Annotated in this window: 21 protein-coding genes and 1 tRNA gene; 13 read left to right on the top strand and 9 right to left on the bottom strand. The window is 65.9% G+C overall.

Annotation, left to right across the window (positions count from 1 at the left end):
• Window positions 1-74: 74 nt before the first annotated feature.
• A complete protein-coding gene (locus MPARV_RS0102700; RefSeq protein WP_157789426.1) occupies window positions 75-929 on the bottom strand; it encodes a hypothetical protein in 855 nt (284 codons plus the stop codon).
• A gap of 240 nt (window positions 930-1169) precedes the next feature.
• Between MPARV_RS0102700 and ilvC the strand changes: the two genes are divergently transcribed.
• Together ilvC and MPARV_RS0102690 are read left to right on the top strand one after the other, a co-directional pair.
• On the top strand, window positions 1170-2198 hold the full coding sequence (ilvC, locus tag MPARV_RS0102695) for a ketol-acid reductoisomerase (RefSeq protein ID WP_034394448.1): 1029 nt from the start codon (window positions 1170-1172) through the stop codon (window positions 2196-2198).
• Between the two features lie 123 nt (window positions 2199-2321).
• Complete coding sequence (locus MPARV_RS0102690; protein WP_020377135.1) at window positions 2322-3224, top strand: TIGR03564 family F420-dependent LLM class oxidoreductase; 903 nt, start codon at window positions 2322-2324, stop codon at window positions 3222-3224.
• 29 nt (window positions 3225-3253) lie between these two features.
• On the opposite strand, the gene MPARV_RS0102685 is transcribed toward MPARV_RS0102690, so the two are convergent.
• Window positions 3254-3808, bottom strand: coding sequence for an NUDIX hydrolase (locus MPARV_RS0102685; protein WP_020377134.1), 555 nt, complete (start codon window positions 3806-3808; stop codon window positions 3254-3256).
• Window positions 3805-4527, bottom strand: coding sequence for a carboxymuconolactone decarboxylase family protein (locus MPARV_RS0102680; RefSeq protein ID WP_020377133.1), 723 nt, complete (start codon window positions 4525-4527; stop codon window positions 3805-3807). Before MPARV_RS0102680 ends, MPARV_RS0102685 begins: the two co-directional genes overlap by 4 nt.
• Window positions 4528-4676: 149 nt before the next feature.
• Here MPARV_RS0102680 and MPARV_RS0102675 point away from each other — a divergent pair, with 149 nt between their 5' ends.
• Window positions 4677-6002, top strand: coding sequence for a bifunctional o-acetylhomoserine/o-acetylserine sulfhydrylase (locus MPARV_RS0102675; protein WP_012230286.1), 1326 nt, complete (start codon window positions 4677-4679; stop codon window positions 6000-6002).
• Window positions 6003-6020: 18 nt separating this feature from the next.
• On the opposite strand, the gene MPARV_RS22075 is transcribed toward MPARV_RS0102675, so the two are convergent.
• The 3 genes from MPARV_RS22075 to MPARV_RS0102660 all read right to left on the bottom strand — a co-directional run bounded on the left by MPARV_RS22075 (window position 6021) and on the right by MPARV_RS0102660 (window position 9019).
• Complete coding sequence (locus MPARV_RS22075) at window positions 6021-6311, bottom strand: hypothetical protein (RefSeq protein WP_012230288.1); 291 nt, start codon at window positions 6309-6311, stop codon at window positions 6021-6023.
• A gap of 54 nt (window positions 6312-6365) precedes the next feature.
• Window positions 6366-7136, bottom strand: a complete 771-nt coding sequence (locus MPARV_RS0102665) for an alpha/beta fold hydrolase (protein ID WP_012230289.1) — start codon at window positions 7134-7136, stop codon at window positions 6366-6368.
• 74 nt (window positions 7137-7210) lie between these two features.
• Window positions 7211-9019: a class I adenylate-forming enzyme family protein gene (locus MPARV_RS0102660; protein ID WP_012230290.1), complete on the bottom strand. Its 1809-nt coding sequence runs from the start codon at window positions 9017-9019 to the stop codon at window positions 7211-7213.
• A gap of 134 nt (window positions 9020-9153) precedes the next feature.
• Between MPARV_RS0102660 and MPARV_RS0102655 the strand changes: the two genes are divergently transcribed.
• Window positions 9154-9801, top strand: coding sequence for a hypothetical protein (locus MPARV_RS0102655; protein ID WP_012230291.1), 648 nt, complete (start codon window positions 9154-9156; stop codon window positions 9799-9801).
• A gap of 1 nt (window position 9802) precedes the next feature.
• On the opposite strand, the gene serC is transcribed toward MPARV_RS0102655, so the two are convergent.
• The gene (serC, locus tag MPARV_RS0102650; RefSeq protein ID WP_020377132.1) at window positions 9803-10930 is read right to left on the bottom strand and encodes a phosphoserine transaminase; all 1128 of its coding nucleotides are present in this window, start codon (window positions 10928-10930) and stop codon (window positions 9803-9805) included.
• Window positions 10931-11064: 134 nt separating this feature from the next.
• Between serC and MPARV_RS0102645 the strand changes: the two genes are divergently transcribed.
• The 7 genes from MPARV_RS0102645 (at window position 11065) to MPARV_RS22070 (ending at window position 18634) form a co-directional block, all read left to right on the top strand.
• Window positions 11065-12267 carry a pyridoxal phosphate-dependent aminotransferase gene (locus tag MPARV_RS0102645; protein ID WP_012230296.1) on the top strand — a complete coding sequence of 401 codons (1203 nt, stop codon included), beginning with the start codon at window positions 11065-11067 and terminating at the stop codon, window positions 12265-12267.
• A 145-nt stretch (window positions 12268-12412) separates the two neighbouring features.
• Window positions 12413-14476, top strand: coding sequence for a S9 family peptidase (locus MPARV_RS0102640; RefSeq protein WP_202948799.1), 2064 nt, complete (start codon window positions 12413-12415; stop codon window positions 14474-14476).
• A 141-nt stretch (window positions 14477-14617) separates the two neighbouring features.
• Window positions 14618-15346 carry an MBL fold metallo-hydrolase gene (locus MPARV_RS0102635; protein WP_012230300.1) on the top strand — a complete coding sequence of 243 codons (729 nt, stop codon included), beginning with the start codon at window positions 14618-14620 and terminating at the stop codon, window positions 15344-15346.
• Window positions 15347-15359: 13 nt separating this feature from the next.
• Entirely contained in the window at window positions 15360-16115 is a 756-nt protein-coding gene (gene rph / locus MPARV_RS0102630; RefSeq protein ID WP_020377130.1) for a ribonuclease PH, read from the top strand.
• Between the two features lie 56 nt (window positions 16116-16171).
• Complete coding sequence (gene rdgB / locus MPARV_RS0102625; protein WP_012230304.1) at window positions 16172-16864, top strand: RdgB/HAM1 family non-canonical purine NTP pyrophosphatase; 693 nt, start codon at window positions 16172-16174, stop codon at window positions 16862-16864.
• A 114-nt stretch (window positions 16865-16978) separates the two neighbouring features.
• Window positions 16979-17500, top strand: coding sequence for an HNH endonuclease (locus MPARV_RS0102620; RefSeq protein ID WP_031277107.1), 522 nt, complete (start codon window positions 16979-16981; stop codon window positions 17498-17500).
• A gap of 117 nt (window positions 17501-17617) precedes the next feature.
• A complete protein-coding gene (locus MPARV_RS22070; protein ID WP_051011868.1) occupies window positions 17618-18634 on the top strand; it encodes a hypothetical protein in 1017 nt (338 codons plus the stop codon).
• Window positions 18635-18680: 46 nt separating this feature from the next.
• On the opposite strand, the gene MPARV_RS0102610 is transcribed toward MPARV_RS22070, so the two are convergent.
• Window positions 18681-18764, bottom strand: a tRNA-Leu gene (locus tag MPARV_RS0102610).
• Between the two features lie 171 nt (window positions 18765-18935).
• On the opposite strand from MPARV_RS0102610, the gene MPARV_RS0102605 reads away from it, so the two are divergent.
• Window positions 18936-19553, top strand: a complete 618-nt coding sequence (locus MPARV_RS0102605) for an ATP-dependent Clp protease proteolytic subunit (protein WP_012230309.1) — start codon at window positions 18936-18938, stop codon at window positions 19551-19553.
• Between the two features lie 16 nt (window positions 19554-19569).
• Here MPARV_RS0102605 and rpe read toward each other — a convergent pair whose 3' ends face one another.
• The gene (gene rpe / locus MPARV_RS0102600; protein WP_100221249.1) at window positions 19570-20244 is read right to left on the bottom strand and encodes a ribulose-phosphate 3-epimerase; all 675 of its coding nucleotides are present in this window, start codon (window positions 20242-20244) and stop codon (window positions 19570-19572) included.
• Between the two features lie 106 nt (window positions 20245-20350).
• Between rpe and MPARV_RS0102595 the strand changes: the two genes are divergently transcribed.
• On the top strand, window positions 20351-21577 hold the full coding sequence (locus MPARV_RS0102595) for a class I SAM-dependent RNA methyltransferase (RefSeq protein ID WP_031277103.1): 1227 nt from the start codon (window positions 20351-20353) through the stop codon (window positions 21575-21577).
• Window positions 21578-21780: the final 203 nt, after the last annotated feature.

Here is a 21780-nt window from a genome sequence, read left to right as displayed (position 1 = left end):
ACGGGTTCTGCGTCGTTGACGACTCACCGGGCGAGGCTAACCGGTTGGTGGGGCGGGCACCTCGGGGGAGGTGCCTAACCGTCGGCTGCACACGATTGGGCGAGGCTGGTGATCTCGGCCTCCAGGTCCGCCGGGATCTCTCCACCTTGGCCCATCTCGACGAGGCCCGACATCGTGAGCTTGCCGCCGAGCCCGTCGGCGATGCAACGGGCCGTTTCCTCCGAGAGTCCGGCCTTGACGAACTGGTCAGCGAACAAGTCGCCGATGATGATGTCACCGCACGCGTCCAACACATCCAGCACCGGTTGAGGAATAGCGTCGTCCCCGGCCTTCGAAGCAGCTGCCGACTGGAGGAGTACGTCACCCACCTGCCCATCCAGTTCGCTGGTCAAGCAACTGGTGAACTCCGGGTTGGGCTCGCTTCCGAGCGACTTGAAGAACTCGGTGGCAAACAGGTCACCCAGGCTGTCGGCCGGGATGCAGGTGTTCATGGCGTCGGTCACGATGCGGGTGCCCTCCTCGGAAAGACCCGAGAAGGTGTCATCGTTTTGCACGGACTCTGCGTCGGAGGCGGAGAGGTCGGAAGCCTCCTGGTCAAGGCACTGCTCCACGTCGGCGCCAAAGGCGTCTTCGGTCGAGTCGGAACCGGTGTCGAGCCCGGGCAGGGACACCGCCTCGCCGCCCAACTTCGCTCCAAGCCCACTGTTGGTGCCAGTGAGCTCACCCGCTTTGGTGGTGGTGGGCTGCTCTGACTCAGTGGTGCTTGATGCAATGCTGGTGCTCTCCGGTGCGTCGACAGCGGTCGAACCTGTCGACGCCTCCTCCAGTTTGTTGCCACAGCCCCCGAGAGCGCCCAGCAGGACAAGTGCCCCGGCAAGGCCCATGGCAGAGCGGATTGGTCGGCGGCTGAACACTTTGAGCGAACTCATGGTGGTCTATATTACCCTGGTTTTTGGCCGAACCCGGCACATTTTCTTGAGAAATCTGAGAAAGCGCCTGCATTTGGCATTGAAGGTCTCACCAAGCCCCGTCGCCGCTGACCAGGTGGGAGCGCGTCGTTGATATCGCTTCCCGTCGGTTCGTGGCGGGCGCCTACGCTGGGGGCGTCCCCTCGGCAGTCTCCTGTCGTGGTTGGATCCGTCCTACCCCACCCACGAATGGAGCCCTACATGGCCACCGTGTCCTACGAACGTGACGCCGACCGATCCCTTATCGCCAACCGTAAGGTGGCCATCCTCGGCTATGGCTCCCAGGGTCACGCTCATGCGCTGAACCTCTTGGAATCCGGCGTGGACGTCCGCGTGGGCCTGCGGGAGGGCTCGTCCTCACGCGCCAAGGCGGAGGCCGCCGGGCTGGCGGTGACCGACCTGGCGACGGCCGCCGCCCAGGCTGACGTGATCATGATGCTGTTACCCGACACGGACATCGGCCCGGCGTACGAGGAACACGTTGCCCCCAACCTGAACGATGGCGACGCGTTGTTCTTCGCTCATGGCTTCAACGTGCGTTTTGGCTACGTGAAGGCGCCAGATGGCGTTGACGTGGGCATGGTGGCCCCAAAGGGCCCGGGTCACCTGGTGCGACGCACCTATACCGAGGGTGGAGGCGTGCCGTGCCTCATCGCGGTGGCACAGGACGCTTCGGGGTCGGCCCGCGGCCTGGCGCTGGCGTATGCCGACGCCATCGGTGGCACCCGCGCCGGCGTGCTCGACACCACCTTCGAGGAAGAAACCGAGACCGACCTCTTCGGTGAGCAGGTGGTGCTGTGCGGCGGGCTCACCGCACTGGTTCAGTCCGGATTCGAGACGCTGGTCGACGCCGGCTATCAGCCGGAATCGGCCTACTTCGAGTGCCTGCATGAGCTCAAGCTCATCATCGACCTGATGTACGAGCAGGGCATCTCCGGAATGCGTTACTCCATCTCCACCACCGCCGAGTACGGCGACCTCACCCGTGGCCCCCGCGTGATCAACGATGGGGTCCGGGCCGAGATGCGCAAGATCCTCGACGAGATCCGCAGCGGCGAGTTTGCCGACGAGTTCATCGAGGAGGTGCGCTCCGGTGGCTCCCGCTTCGCCGAACTGCGCCAGGCCGGTCAGGAGCATCAGGTGGAGCAGGTGGGCGCCGAACTGCGCTCGATGATGCCGTGGATCTCGCAGGGTAAGGCCAAGGTCGAGGATATTTCCGGCGGCGACTGAGCCCGCCTGCCAGACTCCCTGCCGAGCACGAAGTCAGCGTCGTCCGGCGAACGGTCGTGGTGAAGGATGGGTCCGTGCCACACAGGTACGGACCCATCCGGTCACATCAAGAGGGGATCACACATGAAGTTGGGTATTTTCGACGGCAACTCGGGACCTCACGTGACCGTCGACGATTACGTGGCGACGGCACGAGCGGCGGCCGACGCTGGGTTTGACAGCTATTGGCTGCCCCAGATTTTTGGCATGGAGGCCCTCTCGTTGTTGGGGATGATCGGGCGTGAGGTACCCGGTATCAACCTCGGAACGTCCGTGGTGCCGACCTATCCCCGGCATCCGGTGACGATGGCTGCCGAGGCGTTGACCGCCCAAAAGGCGTCGGGTGGCCGCTTGCATCTGGGCATTGGCCTCAGCCATCAAATGGTGATCGAGAACATGTTCGGCATGAGCTTCGACCGCCCGGCGGGTCACATGGCCGAGTACCTCGAGGCCCTGACCCCGCTGCTGCGTGGCGAGGCGGCCGCCGCCTCGGGTGAGCGCATCTCGGCTCACGTTTCGCTCGAGATCGAAGCCGATCCGGTGCCGTTGTTGATCGCGGCCTTGGGCCCCAAAATGCTTCGACTGGCGGCTGAATACGCCGACGGCACCATCACCTGGATGACCGGCCCGGCCACGCTGGCCGACCACACGATTCCGACGCTGAACGCTGCCCGGGACGACCTGGGTCGGGGCCCGGCACGGGTCGCCGCTGCGTTGCCGGTTGCGGTCACCGCCGACGTTGCCGCTGCCAGGGAGGTGGCGGCCAAGGCGTTCGCTGTGTACGGCATGTTGCCTTCGTATCGGGCCATGCTCGACCGCGAGGGTGCCGCGGGTCCCGCCGACGTGGCGATCATCGGCTCCGCAGGTGAGGTCGGCGACCGCATCGGGCAATTGGCCGAGATCGGCGTCACCGATTTTGCCGCCGTTGAGTTCTTGCGGGGTGACGACGGCGCGGCCACCCGAGCGGTCCTTACCGGCCTGCTGTAGGCCGGTGATGGGGTTCGTTCGGGTGATCCCTACAGCCTGGTGACCGACCAGCCGATGGGGCGCCCTTGCTCCCAGGGCATCAGGGCGTGGAACGGCCGGGGATCGTCGTCGAACAGCAGCGGCAGAAAGTGGGTGTCACCTTCGTGGAGGTCGAGGCCGCTGTCGGCCCGTGTGGCCGGATCGCACCAGGCCATCAGACGGCTGCGGGGCACCCAGGACAACTCACCTTCGTCGTTGCTGTCGGGTATCTCGCCGGTCCAGCGGGTGATGAGAAACAGGAATCCAAACCAATCGTCGCCGCCAGGCCCTTCGAACCCGGGCCACGAGATGGTGCCCCGAAGCCGCATGGCGGTCGGCACGATTGCGGCCTCCTCGTGGAGTTCCCGTGCCATTCCGGTGACGATGTCCTCGTTGGGCTCCAACTTGCCGCCCAACCCGTTGTGCTTACGATCAGGCCGCCTGGTGCGATGGATGAGCAGCACCTGGTCGGCGGCCTGATCCCACACGAAGCCGAGCGTGCCCAACACCGGTTGGTAGCGAGCCGACGGCGCCGTCCTTCGACCAGCAACGTCCTCGACGGTCACGATCCGGGCGTCTCCGAAGCCGACGCGTCCGCTTCCGTCTGTGGTGCCGGTGTGCCCAAGGTGGGGCCGTGCCTGCGAAACCGGCCGCCGCCAAAACCGGGCTCGATCACGTCCACCGCGCCGTCACCTCCATCCATCTCGGCCACCGGGTCAGCGACGTCGTCCCACTCCAGGCGCAACGCCTTGGAGATGTCAGCGTGCATGGCATACCAGGCGGTGATGTAGGTGAACTCGACGATCTCCTCGTCGTTCAGGTGCCGCTGCAACTCGGTGAACACCGCGTCGGGCACCCGCCCGTGATCGCCCACCAGGCCGTCGGTGTAGGCCAACACCGCCCGCTCAGTGGGGGAGAACTCGTCCGACAGTTCCCAGGCGCAGATGGCGTCGATCTTTGCCTCGGTCATGCCCAACCCGCGACATGATTTGCGATGCTGGCTGTACACGAAGTTGCTGGCCCGGAGCCAGCCGGCGCGGGTCTGCCCGAGTTCACGAAGGATGGGGTCCAGCTTCCGTTCGGGATCGCGATACAACGCAAATCCGGCAAGATTGTGCGCGAACACGTCGGGTGATGCGGCGAAGGTGGTCCACCAGTCCCCAGGCGATCCCGTGGCGGTTCCGGGCTCAGCGACAGGGTCCTTGTCTCCAAAGATGTATCGGTATGTTGCGGCGACCCTTGGGTCGTTCACCTCATCCAGCGGTACCTGGCGCAGTCTCCCCATCGCCGCAGGATACGACAACACCCGGCGACGTCCGATGTTCTTGAAACCCGGACTCTAAACCCGACCTTGTTAGTCGGGTTTGACGATGCCTAGGCTCATCGATTCCGGTCACCGACCGATCCACCACAACGATACCGAGGCGAAGATACATGAGCGACGAGACCACCGAGCGTCCCCAGGGCTTTGAGACCCGGCAGGTGCATGCCGGGCAAGTGAGCGATCCCACCACCGGCGCCTGTGCCACCCCGATCTATCAAACCACGGCTTTCAGCTTCCGAGACGCGGCCCACGGCGCAGCGCTGTTCTCGCTCGCGGAGATGGGCAACATCTACACGCGCATCATGAACCCCACGCAGGGGGTGTTCGAGGCTCGTGTGGCCGCACTCGAGGGCGGTGTTACCACGGCTGTCGGGCTGCCGGGCGCGCTGGCGGTGGCCAGCGGGATGGCGGCCGAGACGTGCGCAATCATGACCCTCGCCGAAGCCGGATCCCACATTGTCACCGGCTCATCGCTGTATGGCGGCACGTACAACCTGTTCCGGCACACGCTTCCCAAGATGGGCATCGAGGTCACCTTTGTTGAAGACGCCGCCGACTTGGAGGCGTGGAAGGCCGCGGTGAAGCCGAACACCAAGGCGTTCTACGCCGAGACGATCGGCAACCCACGCAACGACATCCTCGACATTTCGGCGGTGGCCGATGTGGCTCACGCTGCCGGCGTGCCGCTGATCGTCGACAACACGGTGGCCTCCCCGTTCCTGTGCCGCCCACTGGAGCACGGCGCCGACATCGTGGTGCACTCGGCCACCAAGTTCATCGGCGGCCACGGCACCTCGATCGGTGGCGTCATCGTCGATGGCGGCAGTTTCGACTTTGGCGACGCCGAAAGGTTCCCGGGCTTCAACGACCCGGACGAAAGCTACGGCGGCCTGACCTTCTGGCCGTCCTTGGGCCACGGCAGCTTCATCCTCAAGGCCCGCCTCCAGTGGCTCCGCGACACCGGTGCAGCGATCTCACCGTTCAACGCGTTCCTTCTGTTGCAGGGCCTCGAGACGCTGTCGCTGCGCATGGAGCGTCACGTGGAAAACGCCAAGGCGGTCGTGGAGTTCCTCGACGGTCACAATCAGGTTGAGTCGGTGAATTACGCCGGGCTGGCGTCGTCTCCGTGGGCCGCACAGGCGGCGAAGTACGTCCCGGCCGGTGCCGGCTCGGTGCCCAGCTTCGTGATCAAGGGTGGCCGGGATGCAGGGGAGCGCTTCGCGAACGCGCTGGAACTGCACGAGCAACTGGCCAACCTGGGCGACGCACGCTCGTTGGTGGTGCATCCCGGTTCCACCACCCACAGCCAGCTCAACGATGAGGAGCAGCGCTCTGCAGGCGTCGAGCCCGGCCTGGTGCGCCTGTCGGTCGGCATCGAGACCATCGGCGACATCATCGCCGACCTCGAGGTGGGCTTCGCCGCCGCGAAGGCCTAAGCCGCGCCGGCCTGCGGTTTAGCGGTCGAGCCGAAACCGGGGTGCCCCGTCGACGACGGTGAGCACCCCGGTTTCGCCGAGCAGATCGATTGGATCGCCCGTCGGTCCGAGAACCTCGGTGGAGGGGCATCCCACCGAGAGCACGAATCCCTTGGCGTCACCCTCGAGCAGCGTCACTTCAACCAGGATCCGGGCTGGGTCGGCAATGTCCGCGTGGGCGTCCACCAGAAAGACGTCGTAGGCGCCGTCGGCGAGGGGAGCGGCCACGGGTTCCTGTTTGGACGCTGACTGATCGACGCCTTCGCACATGCACCAACGCTACCGGCGCTCGCCACAGGTGGGTTGTGATTGGGTCGAGGCGGTTCAGACCGCCAGGCAGCTCAGGGTGATTGCGCGGTTGGCCAGGGCATCGGCCACGCCTGAGTAGACCGTGCCGTCAGCGATGAGCCCAAGGTGGCCGACCGTGCGCACCGGGCATTGGCTCTGCACCTTGACGTTGGTGGCGCCGTCCTTCAGCGCGGCGTTGCCGGTCGGGAACACGACCTCGTCGAGGGCGGAATAGATGCTGACGTACTTGACCGGGGAGATGACGTCAGGCCCGGCGTTCAGCGAGTTGAGGTAGGTCGACCCCACTGCCATCTGCTTGCAGGCGGTGAGGTTGACACAGGTTCCCAAGGTCACGGCGGTGGCCAGGTTGGCCAGTGCCGTGCCGTAGTTGGGCGCACCCAACATGACCAGCTTGTCGACCTTGGTCTTTCCGCCGTAGTTCTTGATGCAGTCCCGAGCCACCAGGCCGCCTTGGCTGTGGCCGACCAGGTCGACCTTGGCGGCCCCGGTGCTGGACCTGACCGCATCGATCTTCTTGCAGAGCGACTGGGCGGTGGCACGGATGTCCTGGGTGCCCAGGGTGGGCAGCTGGAAGACGGTCGTGTTGTAGCCGTCCTTGCGCAGCCGGTTGGCGATCACCTCGTTGGCAAACCCGGGGGAGAAGGTTCCGGCGACCACGATCACCGGATCGCGCCCGGGTGTGGGGGCCGGCTGACACGCGGTGGCCACGGTCGCTGCGATCAGCAGCGCCGCCGTGAGGGCGAACTTGAGCGGACGAGACGGATTTGCACGAGAGGTGTGGCCCATGACACGGATGGTAGTCACTAATTCCGCCGCTAACAAGAGTTAGCGGGGCAGTGATTAGCGGCACGTCGGCCGGGTTACATCGTTTCGGCGAAGCTGACCGGGCCGGAGCCGCGTAGGACGTTCTTGAGCAGCTTGCCGGAGGCGTTGCGCGGCAGCTTGCCCGGCCATCGTTCGATGATCGCCGGCACCTTGAACGTTGCGAGTGCGTCGCCCACCCATGACCGAAGCTGGGCGTCGTCGATGTCGGCGTCGGCGACCAATTCGACGACCGCCTTCACCTGTTCGCCCAGTTCGGCGTGCGGTACCCCCACCACTGCGGCGTCGGCCACTTGTGGGTGCTCCACCAGACGCTGTTCAATCTCCACGCAATACACGTTTTCACCACCTCGGATGATCATGTCCTTGGCACGGTCGGTGATGAACAGGTAGCCGTCCTCATCCACATGTCCGAGGTCGCCGGTGTGCAGCCAACCATCCCGAAGTGTCGTCGCTGTGGCATCGGGGCGGTTCCAGTATCCGGGCATGATGATCGGCCCCCGGATCAGCACCTCACCCTGAACGTTCGGTCCAAGGTGACTTCCGTCGGCATCGGCAATAGCCAACTCGACCACAGGCATGGGCAGGCCTACCGAATCCGGACGGTCGAGCGTTGCACCGGCCAGATGCAGGGTGGCCACCGACGACGATTCAGTCAGGCCGTATGCATTGGACGTTGCCCGGACATTGGGAAATGTCTCCCGAATCATGCGCTGCAGTTCAGCTGCCGAGGGTGAACCCCCAAAGGCCACCGAGGTGATCGATGACGTGTTGTAGTCGGCTCGCCCCGGGTACTCACACGTGCGCCAGATCATGGTGGGGACGGTGGACCAGATGGTGACCTGCTCGTCCTGGATCAGGGCCAACGCCGCCTCCGGGGTGAAGCGATCCTCCATCATCACCAGTTTCAGCCCGCCGAGCAGACCAACCACCAGGGTGGAGTGGCAGCCGGACACATGGAACAACGGAGAGGTGAAGAGTGCCGTCGGGGGGCCGCCGGGTGCGGTCGAGCTGGGTTCACCAAGCCGATCGAGCACCATGCCGTTGGCGGTCAATGAAAACACGGTGTTTTGCAGGTTGGCCACCATGCCGCGGTGTGTCGAGATGGCACCCTTGGGGCGGCCTGTGGTCCCCGAGGTGTAGAAGATGACGGCGGGGTCGGCTTCGGCCAATGGTGTGGCCGGAGGTGCTGGATCCTCCCCTGCCAACAGATCGGCAAATGGGCGAACCGGCACTGAGTCGCTCTGGTCGTTTGGGTCACGCGCTCCGATCACCACCACCTGTTGCAGGTCGGGCAGGCCGTCGAGCGAGCCCGACACCCGGGCCAGCCGTTTGGGGTCCGCCACCAAAATCTTGGCGCCGCTATCGGATAAACCGAAGAGAATCTCGTCGGTGTTCCACCATCCGTTGAGCCCCACCAGGATCGCGCCGAGGTTGACCGTGGCCCAGAAGGTGAGGCACCACTCGGGGTTGTTTTGGCTGAGCACGGCAACCCGGTCGCCGTGTCCCACCCCGAGGGTGGCCAGGTTGGCTGCCACCCGGTTGGCATCGGCGACGAACTGGGAGAACGTGATGCGTCGCTCGCCGTAGACGATGAAGGTGGCGTCGCCGTGTGCTGCGGCGAATGCAAAGACCTCGCGTAGATGTGCGAGCCGATTGGCGTACACCAGCATGTCGATGGGGCCCGGTTGACCGATGCCCCCGACCGGCTCGGTGACCACCTCGAAGGCCCCGCCGGGACCGATCAGTTGGGACCGTACCTCCGCGATGATCTCGGTCGTCGTGGGGGTCGAGACCTTGTTTCGAGCGGGGTCCCCGTCGCCTGGCTGCTCGACTCCATGTGTCATGGGTCTCAGTATGGCCCCGGGTTTGCATCGCTGCCGGCCATGGACGCGCCATGAAGTCCACGAGTTTGCCACGCCTCGGTGATGCCGGCCCGAGTCGGTGACACGCCGTGACGCCCGCTGGATAGGGTTCGACCGTGGCACACACGTTCTTCAACACCTCGCCTGGTCAACGCAGACCACTCCAGGGCCGGGGCCGCAGGTCGCTTGCATCGCTGGCAGGCGTTGTCATCGTCGGCTCCGGGGCAGTGGCGTCATGTGGGGGATCCGACGGCGACCTGTTTGGTTCCGGGAGCGAGAGCACGACGCCCGCACCCACGACCATTACCGGGGTGGCTCCAACACCGGGCCCGACACCCGGCCCCACGTCCAACGCGACCACCACGACCGAAACGCCCTATCTGCTGCCGGAACTGGGCCCCGAGAGCGCCGTCGGAGCGGGAATGCCCGACGGCACCTATGCGGCCACGATCAACACGGTGGATGCCCCGGACTCGAGGCTCGGGTTGAACCTGGTGAGCGTGGGCCTCGTCGACGGCGTGCCGGTGGCCACCGACGAGGACCCGTTGGGGCTGGCCGATCTGTCGATCTCATCGGCAACCGAAATTCTGTTGGTGCCCGTTGGCGGTGGAGGGTTGCAGTCGGCGACTCCACGTCAACTGTGGAACACCATGGGCAAAAAGGACACCGGTTTCGACGTTCGAGACTCGTCGGTGTTGTTCTTCACCGTCGAAGGCGGTGCCATCACCCGAGTCGAGCAGCAGCCCTACATCGCGGTGAGCTGAGCTACGTCAGGGTCTCGAGGGTCCAGTCGATACAGGCGCACAGCGCAGACACGTCGCTTGGCTCGATGGCTGGAAACATGGCAACGCGAAGTTGGTTACGGCCCAGCTTTCGGTACGGCTCGGTGTCGACGATGTCGTTGGCGCGGAGGATGGCTGCAACCTGTGCGGCGTCGACCGAGTCTGCGAAGTCGATGGTGCCGATCACCGGTGACCGCAGCGCTTCGTCGGTGACGAACGGAGTGGCCAACTCGTGGGCGTCGGCCCAGCCGTAGAGTCTGGATGCGGAGTCCGCACTGCGTCCGGCCGAGAACGGCAATCCGCCGTTGCTCAGAATCCACTGCACCTGTTCGTTCGCCAACATCAGGGTTGCCAACGCAGGTGTGTTGTAGGTCTGGTCCTTGCGTGAGTTGTCGAGCGCTGTGCCCAGGTTGAGAAATTCCGGAGCCCAGCGGCTGGCTGACAAGGTCTCGATACGTTCGATCGCGGCGGGGGAGCACGCCGCCAGCCAGAGTCCACCGTCGGCCGCCAGACACTTCTGAGGGGCGAAGTAATAGACGTCAACCTGGGAGGCGTCGAAGCGAATACCGCCGGCCGCAGAGGTGGCGTCCACCGCAACCAGGGCGCCATCGTCAGCAGCGCCGGGACGCGAGAGCTCGATGGCGACGCCGGTTGAGGTCTCGTTGTGGGTGAGGGCATACAGGTCGACGCCCTCGACCGCTTCGATCGCCGGTGCCGAGCCCGCCACGGCCTGGGCAACCGATGGCTCGCCCAGATGTGGGGCAATGCGGGCTGCGGTGGCGAACTTTGAGCTGAACTCGCCGAAGCTCAGGTGATGGCTGCGCTCGGAGATGAGCCCGAAGGTGGCCGCATCCCAGAATGCCGTTGTGCCGCCGTTGCCGAGCAGGATCTCGTACCCATCGGGCAGGCAGAGCAGTTCGGCCAGACCGTTGCGCAGCTCACCGACCAGGAACTTCACTGGTAGCTGGCGGTGGCTGGTGCCCATCAGCGTTGATCCGGTGGCGGCCAGCGCCTCCATGGCCTCGGGCCGAACCTTGGACGGGCCCGCACCGAAGCGGCCGTCGGAGGGTCGGAGGTCGTCGGGGATGGTGGGTGGAGGAGCATTGGTCACGGTCTCAGTGTGGGTGAACCGGGGCGGCGATGCCAAGCTGGATTGCCCGTAAACCGTTGCCGGCGCCACTGCCTCGGCAGGTAGGTTCGCCGGTAGGCAGCGTCCACTACCGTCGATGTGAGGAATCCACCGCCATGACCAACTCCCGTGTGTCCGCGCTGATCGGCGGCATCGCACCCTCCGCCACCCTGGCCGTCGATGCCAAGGCCAAGGCGTTGCGTGCGTCCGGCGAATCGGTGATTGGTTTCGGCGCCGGCGAACCCGATTTCCCCACCCCCGAGGCCGTGGTACAGGTGGCGGTCGAAGCCGCCTCCGACCCTCGCTGGCATCACTACTCTCCGGTGGCGGGTCACCCGGATCTGCGCGAGGCGATCGCCCAAAAGACCGCCAGAGACTCCGGCTACGAGGTGAAGCCGAGTCAGGTGCTGGTCACCAACGGTGGCAAGCAGGCCGTCTATCAGACGCTGCTCACCCTCTTGGATCCGGGAGACGAGGCGATCATCCCGGCTCCGTACTGGACCACCTACCCCGAGCCGGTGCGGCTCGCCGGTGCCACCCCGGTCTACATCGAGACGACCGAGAGCACCGGGTTTCGGGTCACGGTCGAACAACTGGAGGCTGCCCGCACCGAGCGCACCAAGTTGCTGATCTTTGTGTCGCCATCCAACCCGACCGGCGCGGTCTACCCCCGCGAACAGATCGAGCAGATCGGCCGCTGGGCCGTGGAGCACGGCATCTGGGTGGTCACCGACGAGATCTACGAGCACCTCACCTATGGCGAAACCGAGTTTCACTCGATGCCGGTGGTGGTGCCCGAGTTGGCCGACCAATGCGTGGTGCTCAACGGGGTCGCCAAGACCTACGCCATGACGGGCTGGCGGGTGGGCTGGATGATTGGGCCGGCCGACGTCATCGGTGCTGCCACCAACCTGCAGAGCCACTCCACGTCCAACGTGTGCAACGTTGCCCAGAGGGCGGCGCTGCAGGCCGTCAGCGGTGACCTGGAGGCTGTTGGCGTCATGCGCGCCACCTTCGACCGGCGCCGACTCACCATCCACCGCATGCTGAATGAGATCCCGGGTGTCAGCTGCATGGAACCCGAGGGAGCGTTCTACGCATTCCCAAGTGTTGTCGGGTTGTTGGGGCGGTCGCTGGCCGGTCACACTCCACAGACCACCCTCGAACTGGCTGATCTGGTGTTGTCGGAGGCCAAGGTGGCGTTTGTGCCCGGTGAGGCCTTCGGTGCTCCCGGGTACGCTCGCTTCTCCTTTGCATTGGCCGACGATGACATGATCGAGGGGGTCGCACGCATCGCTCGTCTGGTAGCAGCCGGATGAGGCGGGGCCCTGCGGTGGTTCGGCCCGGATTCCTGCGACCCGCCGACTTTCGATGAACAGGGGGTCGCCCGAGCCGGGGCACTGGCCCAGTCCCCTGAGTGCCCGCCAGGTTGCGGCGCCAGGCTCTCGCCCCAGCGAGGTGCAGGTGGCCGATGGTGCCCTGTTCTGGTCGGAAGGTCGAGCTGCTGAGGGCGGCAGGGTGGCCATCGTTCGTTGGGCCCCGGAGGATGGCGCCGTCGACGTGGTGCCGGCCGACGCGGACGTTCGCACCCGTGTGAACGAGTACGGCGGCGGTGCATGGCGCGTGGCGCCCGGCGTGCTGTACGCCTCAGCGCGGTCTGACGGACGAGTCTGGGCATTCCCGTTTGGCCCACGGGGCGCTCTGAGCGCCCCGCAGCCGGTGACGGCGGCTTGTCCGTCAGACGCCACCATCCGATATGCCGACTTGCAGCTCACCCCGGACGGCGGGACGCTTCTGTGCGTTCGGGAACGGCCGGTGCCCGGCGCCGAGGCGCTGCAGGAGTTGGTGGCGATCCGGCTGTCGGACGGCGCAGTAAACATCCTGGCCGCCGGGTCCAGCTTCGTCGCCGACCCCCGGGTGTCGGTCGACGGCTCGATGCTGTGCTGGCTGGCGTGGAGTCATCCAGACATGCCATGGGACGCTTCGGCATTGTGGGTGGCCGACCTGTCGGCCAATGCCGCCGGGCTGTTGGACATCGACGATCCGCGGGTGGTTGCAGGCGGCCGCATGGCCCCCGAGAACCGGGGTGGTCCGGTTTCGGTGTCCGACGCGGCCTGGGGTGACGATGGGGCGCTGTGGTTCGCCTCCGATGGCCTCAACGGTTACTGGAACGCCATGGTGTGCCCGCCGGGTGACGCTCGACCCGGCTCGGCTCGGCCGGTGGACCCCGGGCCTTGGGAGTTGGCCCAGCCTCATTGGGTGTTTGGCCGGACCCGTCTGGCCCCACTTCCCGGTGGTGGTCTGCTGTGCGCCCGACGCCTCGGTGGTCGGGACCACTTGACCCTGCTTCCTTCGCACGCGTCCCCAGCAGGTCTGGGCGAGGCGGTCGCCGTCCGGTTGAGCAGCCGGGACGGAGCGGGCCGGGCGAGTGTGGACGTCCCAGCCTCCGTCGGGTTGGACGTGGCGCCTGAGCTCACCCAGGTGGAGACGTTCGCAGTGGGTGATGGCCCCGGCGGCGGACGTGTGGTGGCGGCCGTGGTGATGGGGGCGGACGTTGCGCCGCATGTGCGGTGGTGGACCGTCGACGAGTTGGTGGCCGCGATCGGAGGCTCACCTGGTCCCGAGGGCCGCGCTGCCACCCCGACCGACGCACCGCCCGGCCGTGCACCGGCGGGGCGGCTGATGGCCGGGTTCGGTGTGCCCAGCGGCCAGGCGGACCTGGCTCCCGAGTGGATCTCGGTTCCGCAGCACCTGAGTTTCCCCATCGAGCATCCGGGGGCCGACGCAGCGGTCGAGAACACCCACGCGCTGTACTACCCGCCCCGTAACCCAGACGTCGGCGAGCCGAATGAGCCGCCGCCGCTGGTGGTCCGCATCCACGGGGGCCCAACGGCCGCAGCCGAGTGGCGTTACCGCCCGGACGTGCAGTTTTGGACCACCAGGGGTTTCGCCGTCGCCGACGTGAACTACCGCGGATCCACCGGATACGGCCGCCCTTACCGGGATGCGCTGAAGGGTCGTTGGGGCATCGTCGATGTGGCCGATTGCGTCACGGTGGCCGATGGTCTCGCTGCGGCAGGTCTGGCCGATCCGGAGCGGTTGTTTATCCGGGGTGGGTCGGCAGGGGGGTTCACGGCACTGGCTGCGGTTGCATTCCACGACACCTTCGCTGCGGCGGCCTCCAGCTACGGGGTGGCGGATCTGGCCTTGCTGGCCGCCGAGACCCACAAGTTTGAGAGTCGCTACCTGGACTCGCTGGTGGGCCTGTACCCGCAGGAGGCGGAGCGATACCGGGCCCGTTCGCCGCTCTTTCACGTGGATGGCATCGACGTGCCGGTGCTGGTGCTGCAGGGCAGCGACGACCCGGTGGTTCCCCCCAGCCAGGCGGACGCGCTGGTGGCCGCACTTCGTGAACGTGGAGTGCGGGTGGAGGAGCGTCGCTACGAGGGGGAGGCTCATGGTTGGCGCCGAGCCGACACCATCGTCGACGCGCTCGACACCGAGTTGGAGTTCTTCCGGTCCATCTGAATCGGTGGCGCCGAGCCGTCCGTTCGGTGAACGCGGTATTGGCAAGATCGCCGACGAAACGGTCGTTGGTGAGCGCGGATTCTGTGGCGGGTTCCGTTACGCTACGTGACTTCAGCGACACATTCGGAGGAATCTGACCCTATGCGTCTCACAGTGCTTGGATCATCCGGCACGTTTGCCGGTCCGGACGACGCATGCTCCGGCTATCTGGTCGAGCACGACGGTTTTCGGCTGCTCATGGATGCGGGCCCCGGCACGCTGTCAAACCTGCAGCAACACGTTCCACTCGATCGGTTGGACGCCGTCCTCTTGTCACACGCCCACCCCGACCATTGGACGGAACTTCCCACTCTGTGCAATGCCTTCAGGTTCGTCTTGGGGCGTGACGACCTTCCGGTCATCGGTCCGCAAGAGGTGCTCACCTGCCTGGAGGAGGCGTTCGGTGCCCCGGTGAGTCCGACGTTTGCGCTCGAAGAGGCCGCAGATGGCGACGAGTTCGACCTGGGTCCCATCGAGCTGCGCTGTTCGGCCACCGATCATCCCGGCAACACCCTGGCTTTTCACATGTCGGCGGGCGAGGCCGCAATCGCCTATTCGGCCGACACCGGGCCGGGGTGGAGCTTCAAAGAGTTCAACGCCCCGATCACGCTCGGTGTCTGCGAAGCGTCGTACCTGGATGATGCCGACACCGGCGGACTCCACCTCTCGGCGGCACAAGCCGGCAACATGGCCCGCGACGCCGACGTGCCATTTCTTTCGGTCACCCATATCGTGCCCGGACAGGATCGCACCGCCATCGAGGCCGCAGCCGCCGACGCCTTCGGCAGCGAGGTCCACATGGCCACCCCCCACCTTCGATTTGAACTGTGAGCGTGATTTTTTCATGACCCAATCTCCCCGTGCCGACGGTCGAGCCAACGATGAGCTTCGGGCGATCAGCTTCGAGCGCGACGCCACCGAGTTCGCGCTCGGATCGGTGATGGCAAAGTGTGGCCACACCTGGGTGCTGTGCACGGTCAGTCTTGACGAGGACGTGCCGCGTTGGATGCGTGGCCGTGGATCGGGCTGGGTCACCGCCGAGTACTCGATGCTGCCCGGGTCGTCACCGGAACGGATTCGCCGTGAGACCAAGGGGCCCAAAGGGCGTACCCAGGAGATTCAGCGGTTGATCGGTCGCTCGCTTCGGGCCGTGGTCGACCACGCCGCGCTGGGTGAGCGCCAGCTGCTGGTTGACTGCGACGTGCTGCAGGCCGACGGTGGCACCAGGACCACTTCAATCACGGGCGCCTGGCTTGCGCTGTGGGACGCATGCGAGCGGTTGGTTCAGGCCGGTCTGGTGGAGTCCAACCCCATCTCCCAGCCGTTGGCGGCCGTGTCGGTGGGTCTCATCGATGGCGAGGCACGGCTGGATCTTCCCTATGAGGAGGATTCACGCGCCGAGGTGGATATGAACGTGGTGGTGGCCGGTGATGGGCGGTTCGTTGAGGTGCAGGGAACCGCCGAGGGGTCGCCATTCAGCCGGGCACAGCTCGATGAGCTGATGGCGCTGGCCGAAGGTGGGGCCGCGACGCTGTTCGAGCATCAGCGGCGTTACACGGCGACTCGCCCCGAGCCCCGGTCGATCGGTCGACCCGATTAGTGGCGTGAGCGGTTGTTTGGGGCACGGGCTCGACCGTGTAGCGCAGAGGTGTCGTCGTGGCGCCTGAGGTAACCAGGCTGGTACTGGCGACTGCCAATCCGAACAAGGTGACCGAGCTGGCGGAGTTGTTGGCCGCACTGCCCCGCGACATCGAAGTGCTGGCACGGCCACAGTGGGTGGCTGAGGTGGCCGAGACAGGCACCACGTTTGAAGCCAACGCAGACCTGAAGGCGGTGGCGGTTGCCGGCGCTGTGGGGGAGTGGGCCTTGGCCGACGATTCCGGCTTGGAGGTTGATGCGCTTGGCGGCGCTCCTGGCGTGCGCTCCGCACGATATGCGGCCGACCTTGCAGCGCTCGGTGACACGTGGGACGGTACCGGCAATGGCGTGACGGCCGAGTCGGAGGACGAGGCCAACCGGCGAGCGTTGGCCGCCAAGTTGGCGTCGCGGCCTGGTGCATCGTCGGACCGGTCACGGTTTCGGTGTGCGCTGTCGTTGGCCGATCCGACGGGCAAGGTCTGGCTGCGTGCTGATGGCGTGGTCGAGGGTCGGGTCGTCACCACCTGTCGCGGTGAGAATGGCTTCGGTTATGACCCGATGTTCGTTCCGGACGATGGGCACGGGGCCACCTTCGCCGAGATGAGCCGAGCCGAGAAGGCGTCGATATCGCACCGAGGCCGGGCACTGACCGCGCTGATCCGGACGATGGCGTCGCATGGATGGCCAGCCGGGATGGCCACACCGGGCTGATCCTGTGGCCGCCTACCGAAAAACGGGCGCATCTTCGGCCGTACTCGGCAATGCTTGTGCCAGTCGGGTGCCGTCAGCTCCGGCGAGCAACTCGACGAGTGGAAGGGATCCGACGTGACCACCGAACAGGTGCTGGTGCTCAACGTCTCCTACGAACCCCTGGCTCTCATCCACTGGCACCGGGCCATCTGTCTGGTTCTGGCCGAGAAGGTCACGGTGGAAGCGTTTGAGGAGGGGCGCGGCATCCGTTCGGCGCGGGCCGAATACCCGTTCCCGGCGGTGATCCGCCTGAGGCGCTACGTGTACTCGTCCGCCGAAAATCTCGGCGGGTCAACGCGCAGATCGGTGCTGCGGCGCGACGGGCACCTGTGTGCCTATCGCACCTCCAGCCCCGTGTGCGTCGAACGGGCGACATCGATCGATCATGTGATGCCGCGCTCTCGGGGCGGCGGCGATGAGCCCACCAACCTGGTGGCCGCCTGCCTGCCATGCAATCAGCTGAAGGGCAATCGCACCCCAGGGGAGTTGGGCTGGAGGCTTCACCTTCAGCCGCCCGCGGAGGGTGGTGCCTGGCCGCTGTTGGACGTTGACGATGTGCCGGTGACCTGGCGGCCGTTTCTCTCGGCGGTCGCCTGACGCCGGCAGGTGCATCGGGGAATTGGTTCTGCCAACCCTTGCCCCAATCCGTGCTGCGTGGTTGGCTGGTCGACCTCTGGGGGCTCGGCGGAGCCGGCCGGAAGAGGGGGCGTCAGCATGGGAAGTTTGGGAAGCATCGTGATTCCACTGGTGGCGGCGGCCGTCATCGGCTTTGTGGCGGGTTGGTTCTTTGCCCGGACCGGCGAGCGAACAGAGTCCGCCGAACCGGATCTGGTATCGGTCGGCAGGTTGTCTGGGTCCGATGAGTCGACCGGCGCGTTGTCGGATGCAGAGTCTGCAACGTTCGACCGTCGTCTGGCGCAGTTGGAAGCGGACTACTCGCAACGATCCGACACGTTCGTCAAGCGGGAAGCAGAATTGACCGCGGCCGGACGCAAGTTGGTCGAGCAACTGCGGCACCGTGAGCGCGAGCTCGGGGTCTTACGGGAACAACACGAAGCGATCGACGCCGAAGCCGTTCCCGTCGCAGCCGTCGACTCCGAACCTGTGGATGTTGAACCGGCGGACGTCGCTGAAGTTGCCGCAGGGTCCGAATCCGTCCCACCTCCGGTATTGGCGATTTCGGTGGAACCCTCGCAGATTCGTTCAAGACGCCGTTCGGTCATCGATCCTGCCACCGGCCTCCCGCTCGGCGCAGAACCCACCGTGTCGGAATCAACGGCGAACGTTGACGATCCCCAAATGATCGGCTCCTCCCCCACGGGGGAGTCGGATATCCAGCACGGTGGGGTCGCCAAGCCCGACCCCCAACCGCCGAGACTCTCGGTTCGAATGGTGGGACCGCGCGTGCGTCAGGACGATCCGCAGATCATCGATCTTCGAGAGCGCCGCCAGGCGCGCCAGGCTCAAAGGGGCAGCGATCCTCAGCGTCCGATGGCTCCGGCGGGTGGAGGGGGGCCGCTGGAGGTCCCTCTCGACTCGCCGGATGACCTCACCAAGCTGGTGGGAATCGGCCCAAAGATCGCCGGAGAGTTGACCGATGCGGGCATCTCATCGTTTGCACGGTTGGCTCGTCTGGACCCCGCCGGTCCACTTCCTTCTTCGCTTGAAGGCCTCAGGGGTCGCATGCGTCGCAATGGCTGGGTCCAACAGGCCCAAGCGTTGGCTGAATAGCTCCTCGCCAGGCAACCGCTTGACCGTGGGTGCCCTGGTGTTTCGGTGCGGACGGTGGGATTCGAACCCACACACCCTTTCGGATACCAGGACCTAAACCTGGCGCGTCTGCCAACTCCGCCACGTCCGCGTGGCACAGCACATTCGCTGTAGCGCTCAACGCTACCTGTCCCTTGACGGTGGCGTTGAGTTGGAAGCGGCGGGGCGATGGTCTGGACACCGGGTAGCCTCTCGCACCGGCCCGGCATCCAGCCTCGGCCGTATTCAGCCCCGTTGACGTCAGCAGTAGTTGAGGAGTTTTATGAGCGACTCGTTGTTCGCACCCACCGGTTACCAGGCCCCCCGCTCGGGCCCGCTGTCGGGCATGGATCCCTCGGCGGACATCTACAAGCTGCTGTTGAAGGACCGCATTGTGTTTCTGGGCGCCGAGGTGTCCGACGAGCTTGCCAACTTCGTCACGGCACAGATGCTGTACCTCGATGCCGAGGACTCCAGCAAGGACATCATGCTGTACGTGAATTCGCCCGGGGGCTCGGTGACGGCGGGCATGGCCATCTACGACACCATGCAGTTCGTCAACGCCGACGTGGGCACGGTGTGTGTTGGCCTTGCAGCGTCGATGGGGCAGTTCCTGTTGTGTGCGGGCACCGCCGGCAAGCGCTTCGCATTGCCGCACAGCCGAATCATGATGCACCAGCCGTTGGGTGGGATTCAGGGCCAGGCGGCCGACATCGCAATTCAGGCCGAGCAGATGATCTACGTCAAGAAGATGCTGGCGGAACGCATCGCCTTCCATACCGGCCAAACCGCGGAGCAGATCAACACCGACTCCGATCGGGATCGTTGGTTCACCGCCGACGAGGCGAAGGACTACGGCATTATCGACAACGTCATCATCGGCAAGGGCGAACTGGCCTGATCGTCAGCGCCGGAGGCTAACCGGCCTGCCCGACGGCGGTCGTTGCCTGGTCCCGCAACTCGGTCACGGCGTGGGCGAGGCCCTCAGGGTCCTTGTAGAGGGCGCTGCCGGCGACCAGCACATTGGCCCCCGATGCCGCTGCTCCAGAGATGGTGGCGGGGCCGATGCCTCCGTCCACCTCAATGTCGCAGTTCAACCCGGCGTCGGTGATCCAGCGGCGCAGCGTGGCAACCTTGGGCTCCATTTCGGAAATGTACGCCTGTCCGCCGAACCCGGGGTTCACGGTCATCACCAACACCATGTCGCACAACTCCAGCACGTAGCGCACGCTCTCGGGTGGCGTCGACGGATTGAGTGCCACGGCGGGTTGCGCTCCCAGGTCACGGATCGAGCCGAGGGTTCGGTGGAGGTGCTTGGTGGATTCGGCATGCACGATCAGCATCTGGCAACCCGCCTCTACATACAGATGAGCCAGCTCCTCGGGTGCCTCCACCATCAGGTGCGCCTCAAAGGGCACGTCGGTTCTGTCGCGGCAGGCGGCGATGACATCGGGGCCAAAGGTGAGGTTGGGTACGAACCGCCCGTCCATCACGTCCCACTGAATTCGGTCCACCCCGGCATCGGCGAGCGCTGCGCACTCCTCGCCCAATCGCGAGAAGTCGGCGGGCAGCACGGAGGGCACGATCTCGATGTTTCGGTCGGTCCCGGGGTTCGACCCGATGGCGTTCGAAGCGGACGTGGACGGAGCGAATGAGGGCGAAGCGGTGGGAGGCACAACCTCATGGTACGAATTGGGGGTGGAACAGGTCGAGTTGCGGGTAGAACGTCCGGTTGCGGGTGGGCTGGGTCTGGCCCGACGTGATGATGGTCGGGTGGTGCTGGTGGACGGCGCCCTGCCCGGTGAACTGGTGCGGGTGGACCTCGTGGAAGACCAACGGACCACGTTTGGTGAGGTCGTTGAGGTGCTGGAGGCGAACCCCGGTCGGGTTGAGGTGCCGCACTGTCCTCATGTGGCAGACGGGTGCGGCGGTTGCGATCACGCCGACGCACAACCGGCACTGTTGCGTCGGATGAAGGCAGAGGTGCTTGCCGATGCGGTCAAGCGCTTGGGCAAGATCGAGCCACCCGAGGTTGGCGCCGGTCCCGACCTTCCCACCGAGAACTTTCGGACCACAATGCGGCTCGGCGTGACCGATGGTCGAGCGGGTCTCTTTGAGGTGGGAACCCACGACCTGGTGCCGCTGTCGGTATGCGTCGTGGCCCATCCCCGTGTGGAACGCATCGTGACTGAGGGCGGGTTCGCCGACGCCACCGAGGCGATGGTGCGCGTCGGGTCGGCCACCGGCGAAGCGCTGGTCCTCGTCACCCCCAACGCCAAGGACGTGACGGTGCCCGATCCCGATCTCGATGGCGCCGAGTCCGAGGTGCGGGTGGTGGGACTGGACGAGCTGGCCGCCCGGAGGGCTTGGATCCACGAGGAGGTGGCCGGGCGTCGCTTCCGTATCTCGGCGCAGTCGTTCTTTCAGACCCGTCTGGATGGCGCCGAGGCGCTGGTGTCGTTGGTCGCCGACGGCCTGGGGCCTCTCGCCGCGGGCGACCGCCTGGTCGACCTGTACGCCGGCGTGGGTTTGTTTGGTGCTGCCCTCGCAGACCGCACACCCGGCTTGAAGGTGACCGCCGTGGAGTCGGCGCGCTCATCGGTGGCGGATGCCAAAGTGAACCTTGCCAACGCCAATGAGGCGGGCGAGGCACGGGTGATCGCCTCGCAGGTTGCCAAGTGGCGCCCATCCAAGGCCGACGCGCTGGTGGCCGACCCACCTCGGGCGGGCCTGGGCAAGGCCGGCGTGGGCAAGGTGGAGGACACGGGTGCCGCCAGGGTGGTGCTCATCAGCTGTGATGCAGCCGCAGCCGGTCGTGACGTCGGGCTGCTGGTGCGGCGGGGCTACACCCTCGAGTCGTTGACGCTGGTGGACCTGTTCCCTCATACTCACCACACCGAGTCGGTTGCGGTCTTCTCCCGGTAGCGTTCGTTCAAGCGAGGCTCAGACGGGCCCGAATGGGCTCCAGGCGCTACCCGGCGGGTTGGGCGGGGTGCCCAAGCCGCTTGCTTGAATGGCGTACTGCGCTTGGATGAGCTGGTCGTAGACCGCAGCGCCATTCTCGATTTGTTCGAAGGCGGGAGCAACGACGCCGCCACGTCTTGGCGAACGAGACGCCGGCATCCCGT

This window comes from Candidatus Microthrix parvicella Bio17-1, assembly GCF_000299415.1.
In the GTDB taxonomy this organism is placed as follows: Bacteria; Actinomycetota; Acidimicrobiia; order Acidimicrobiales; family Microtrichaceae; genus Microthrix; species Microthrix parvicella.
Note: the sequence above shows the minus strand (reverse complement) of the source record. Positions and strands in the feature narration are given on the sequence as shown.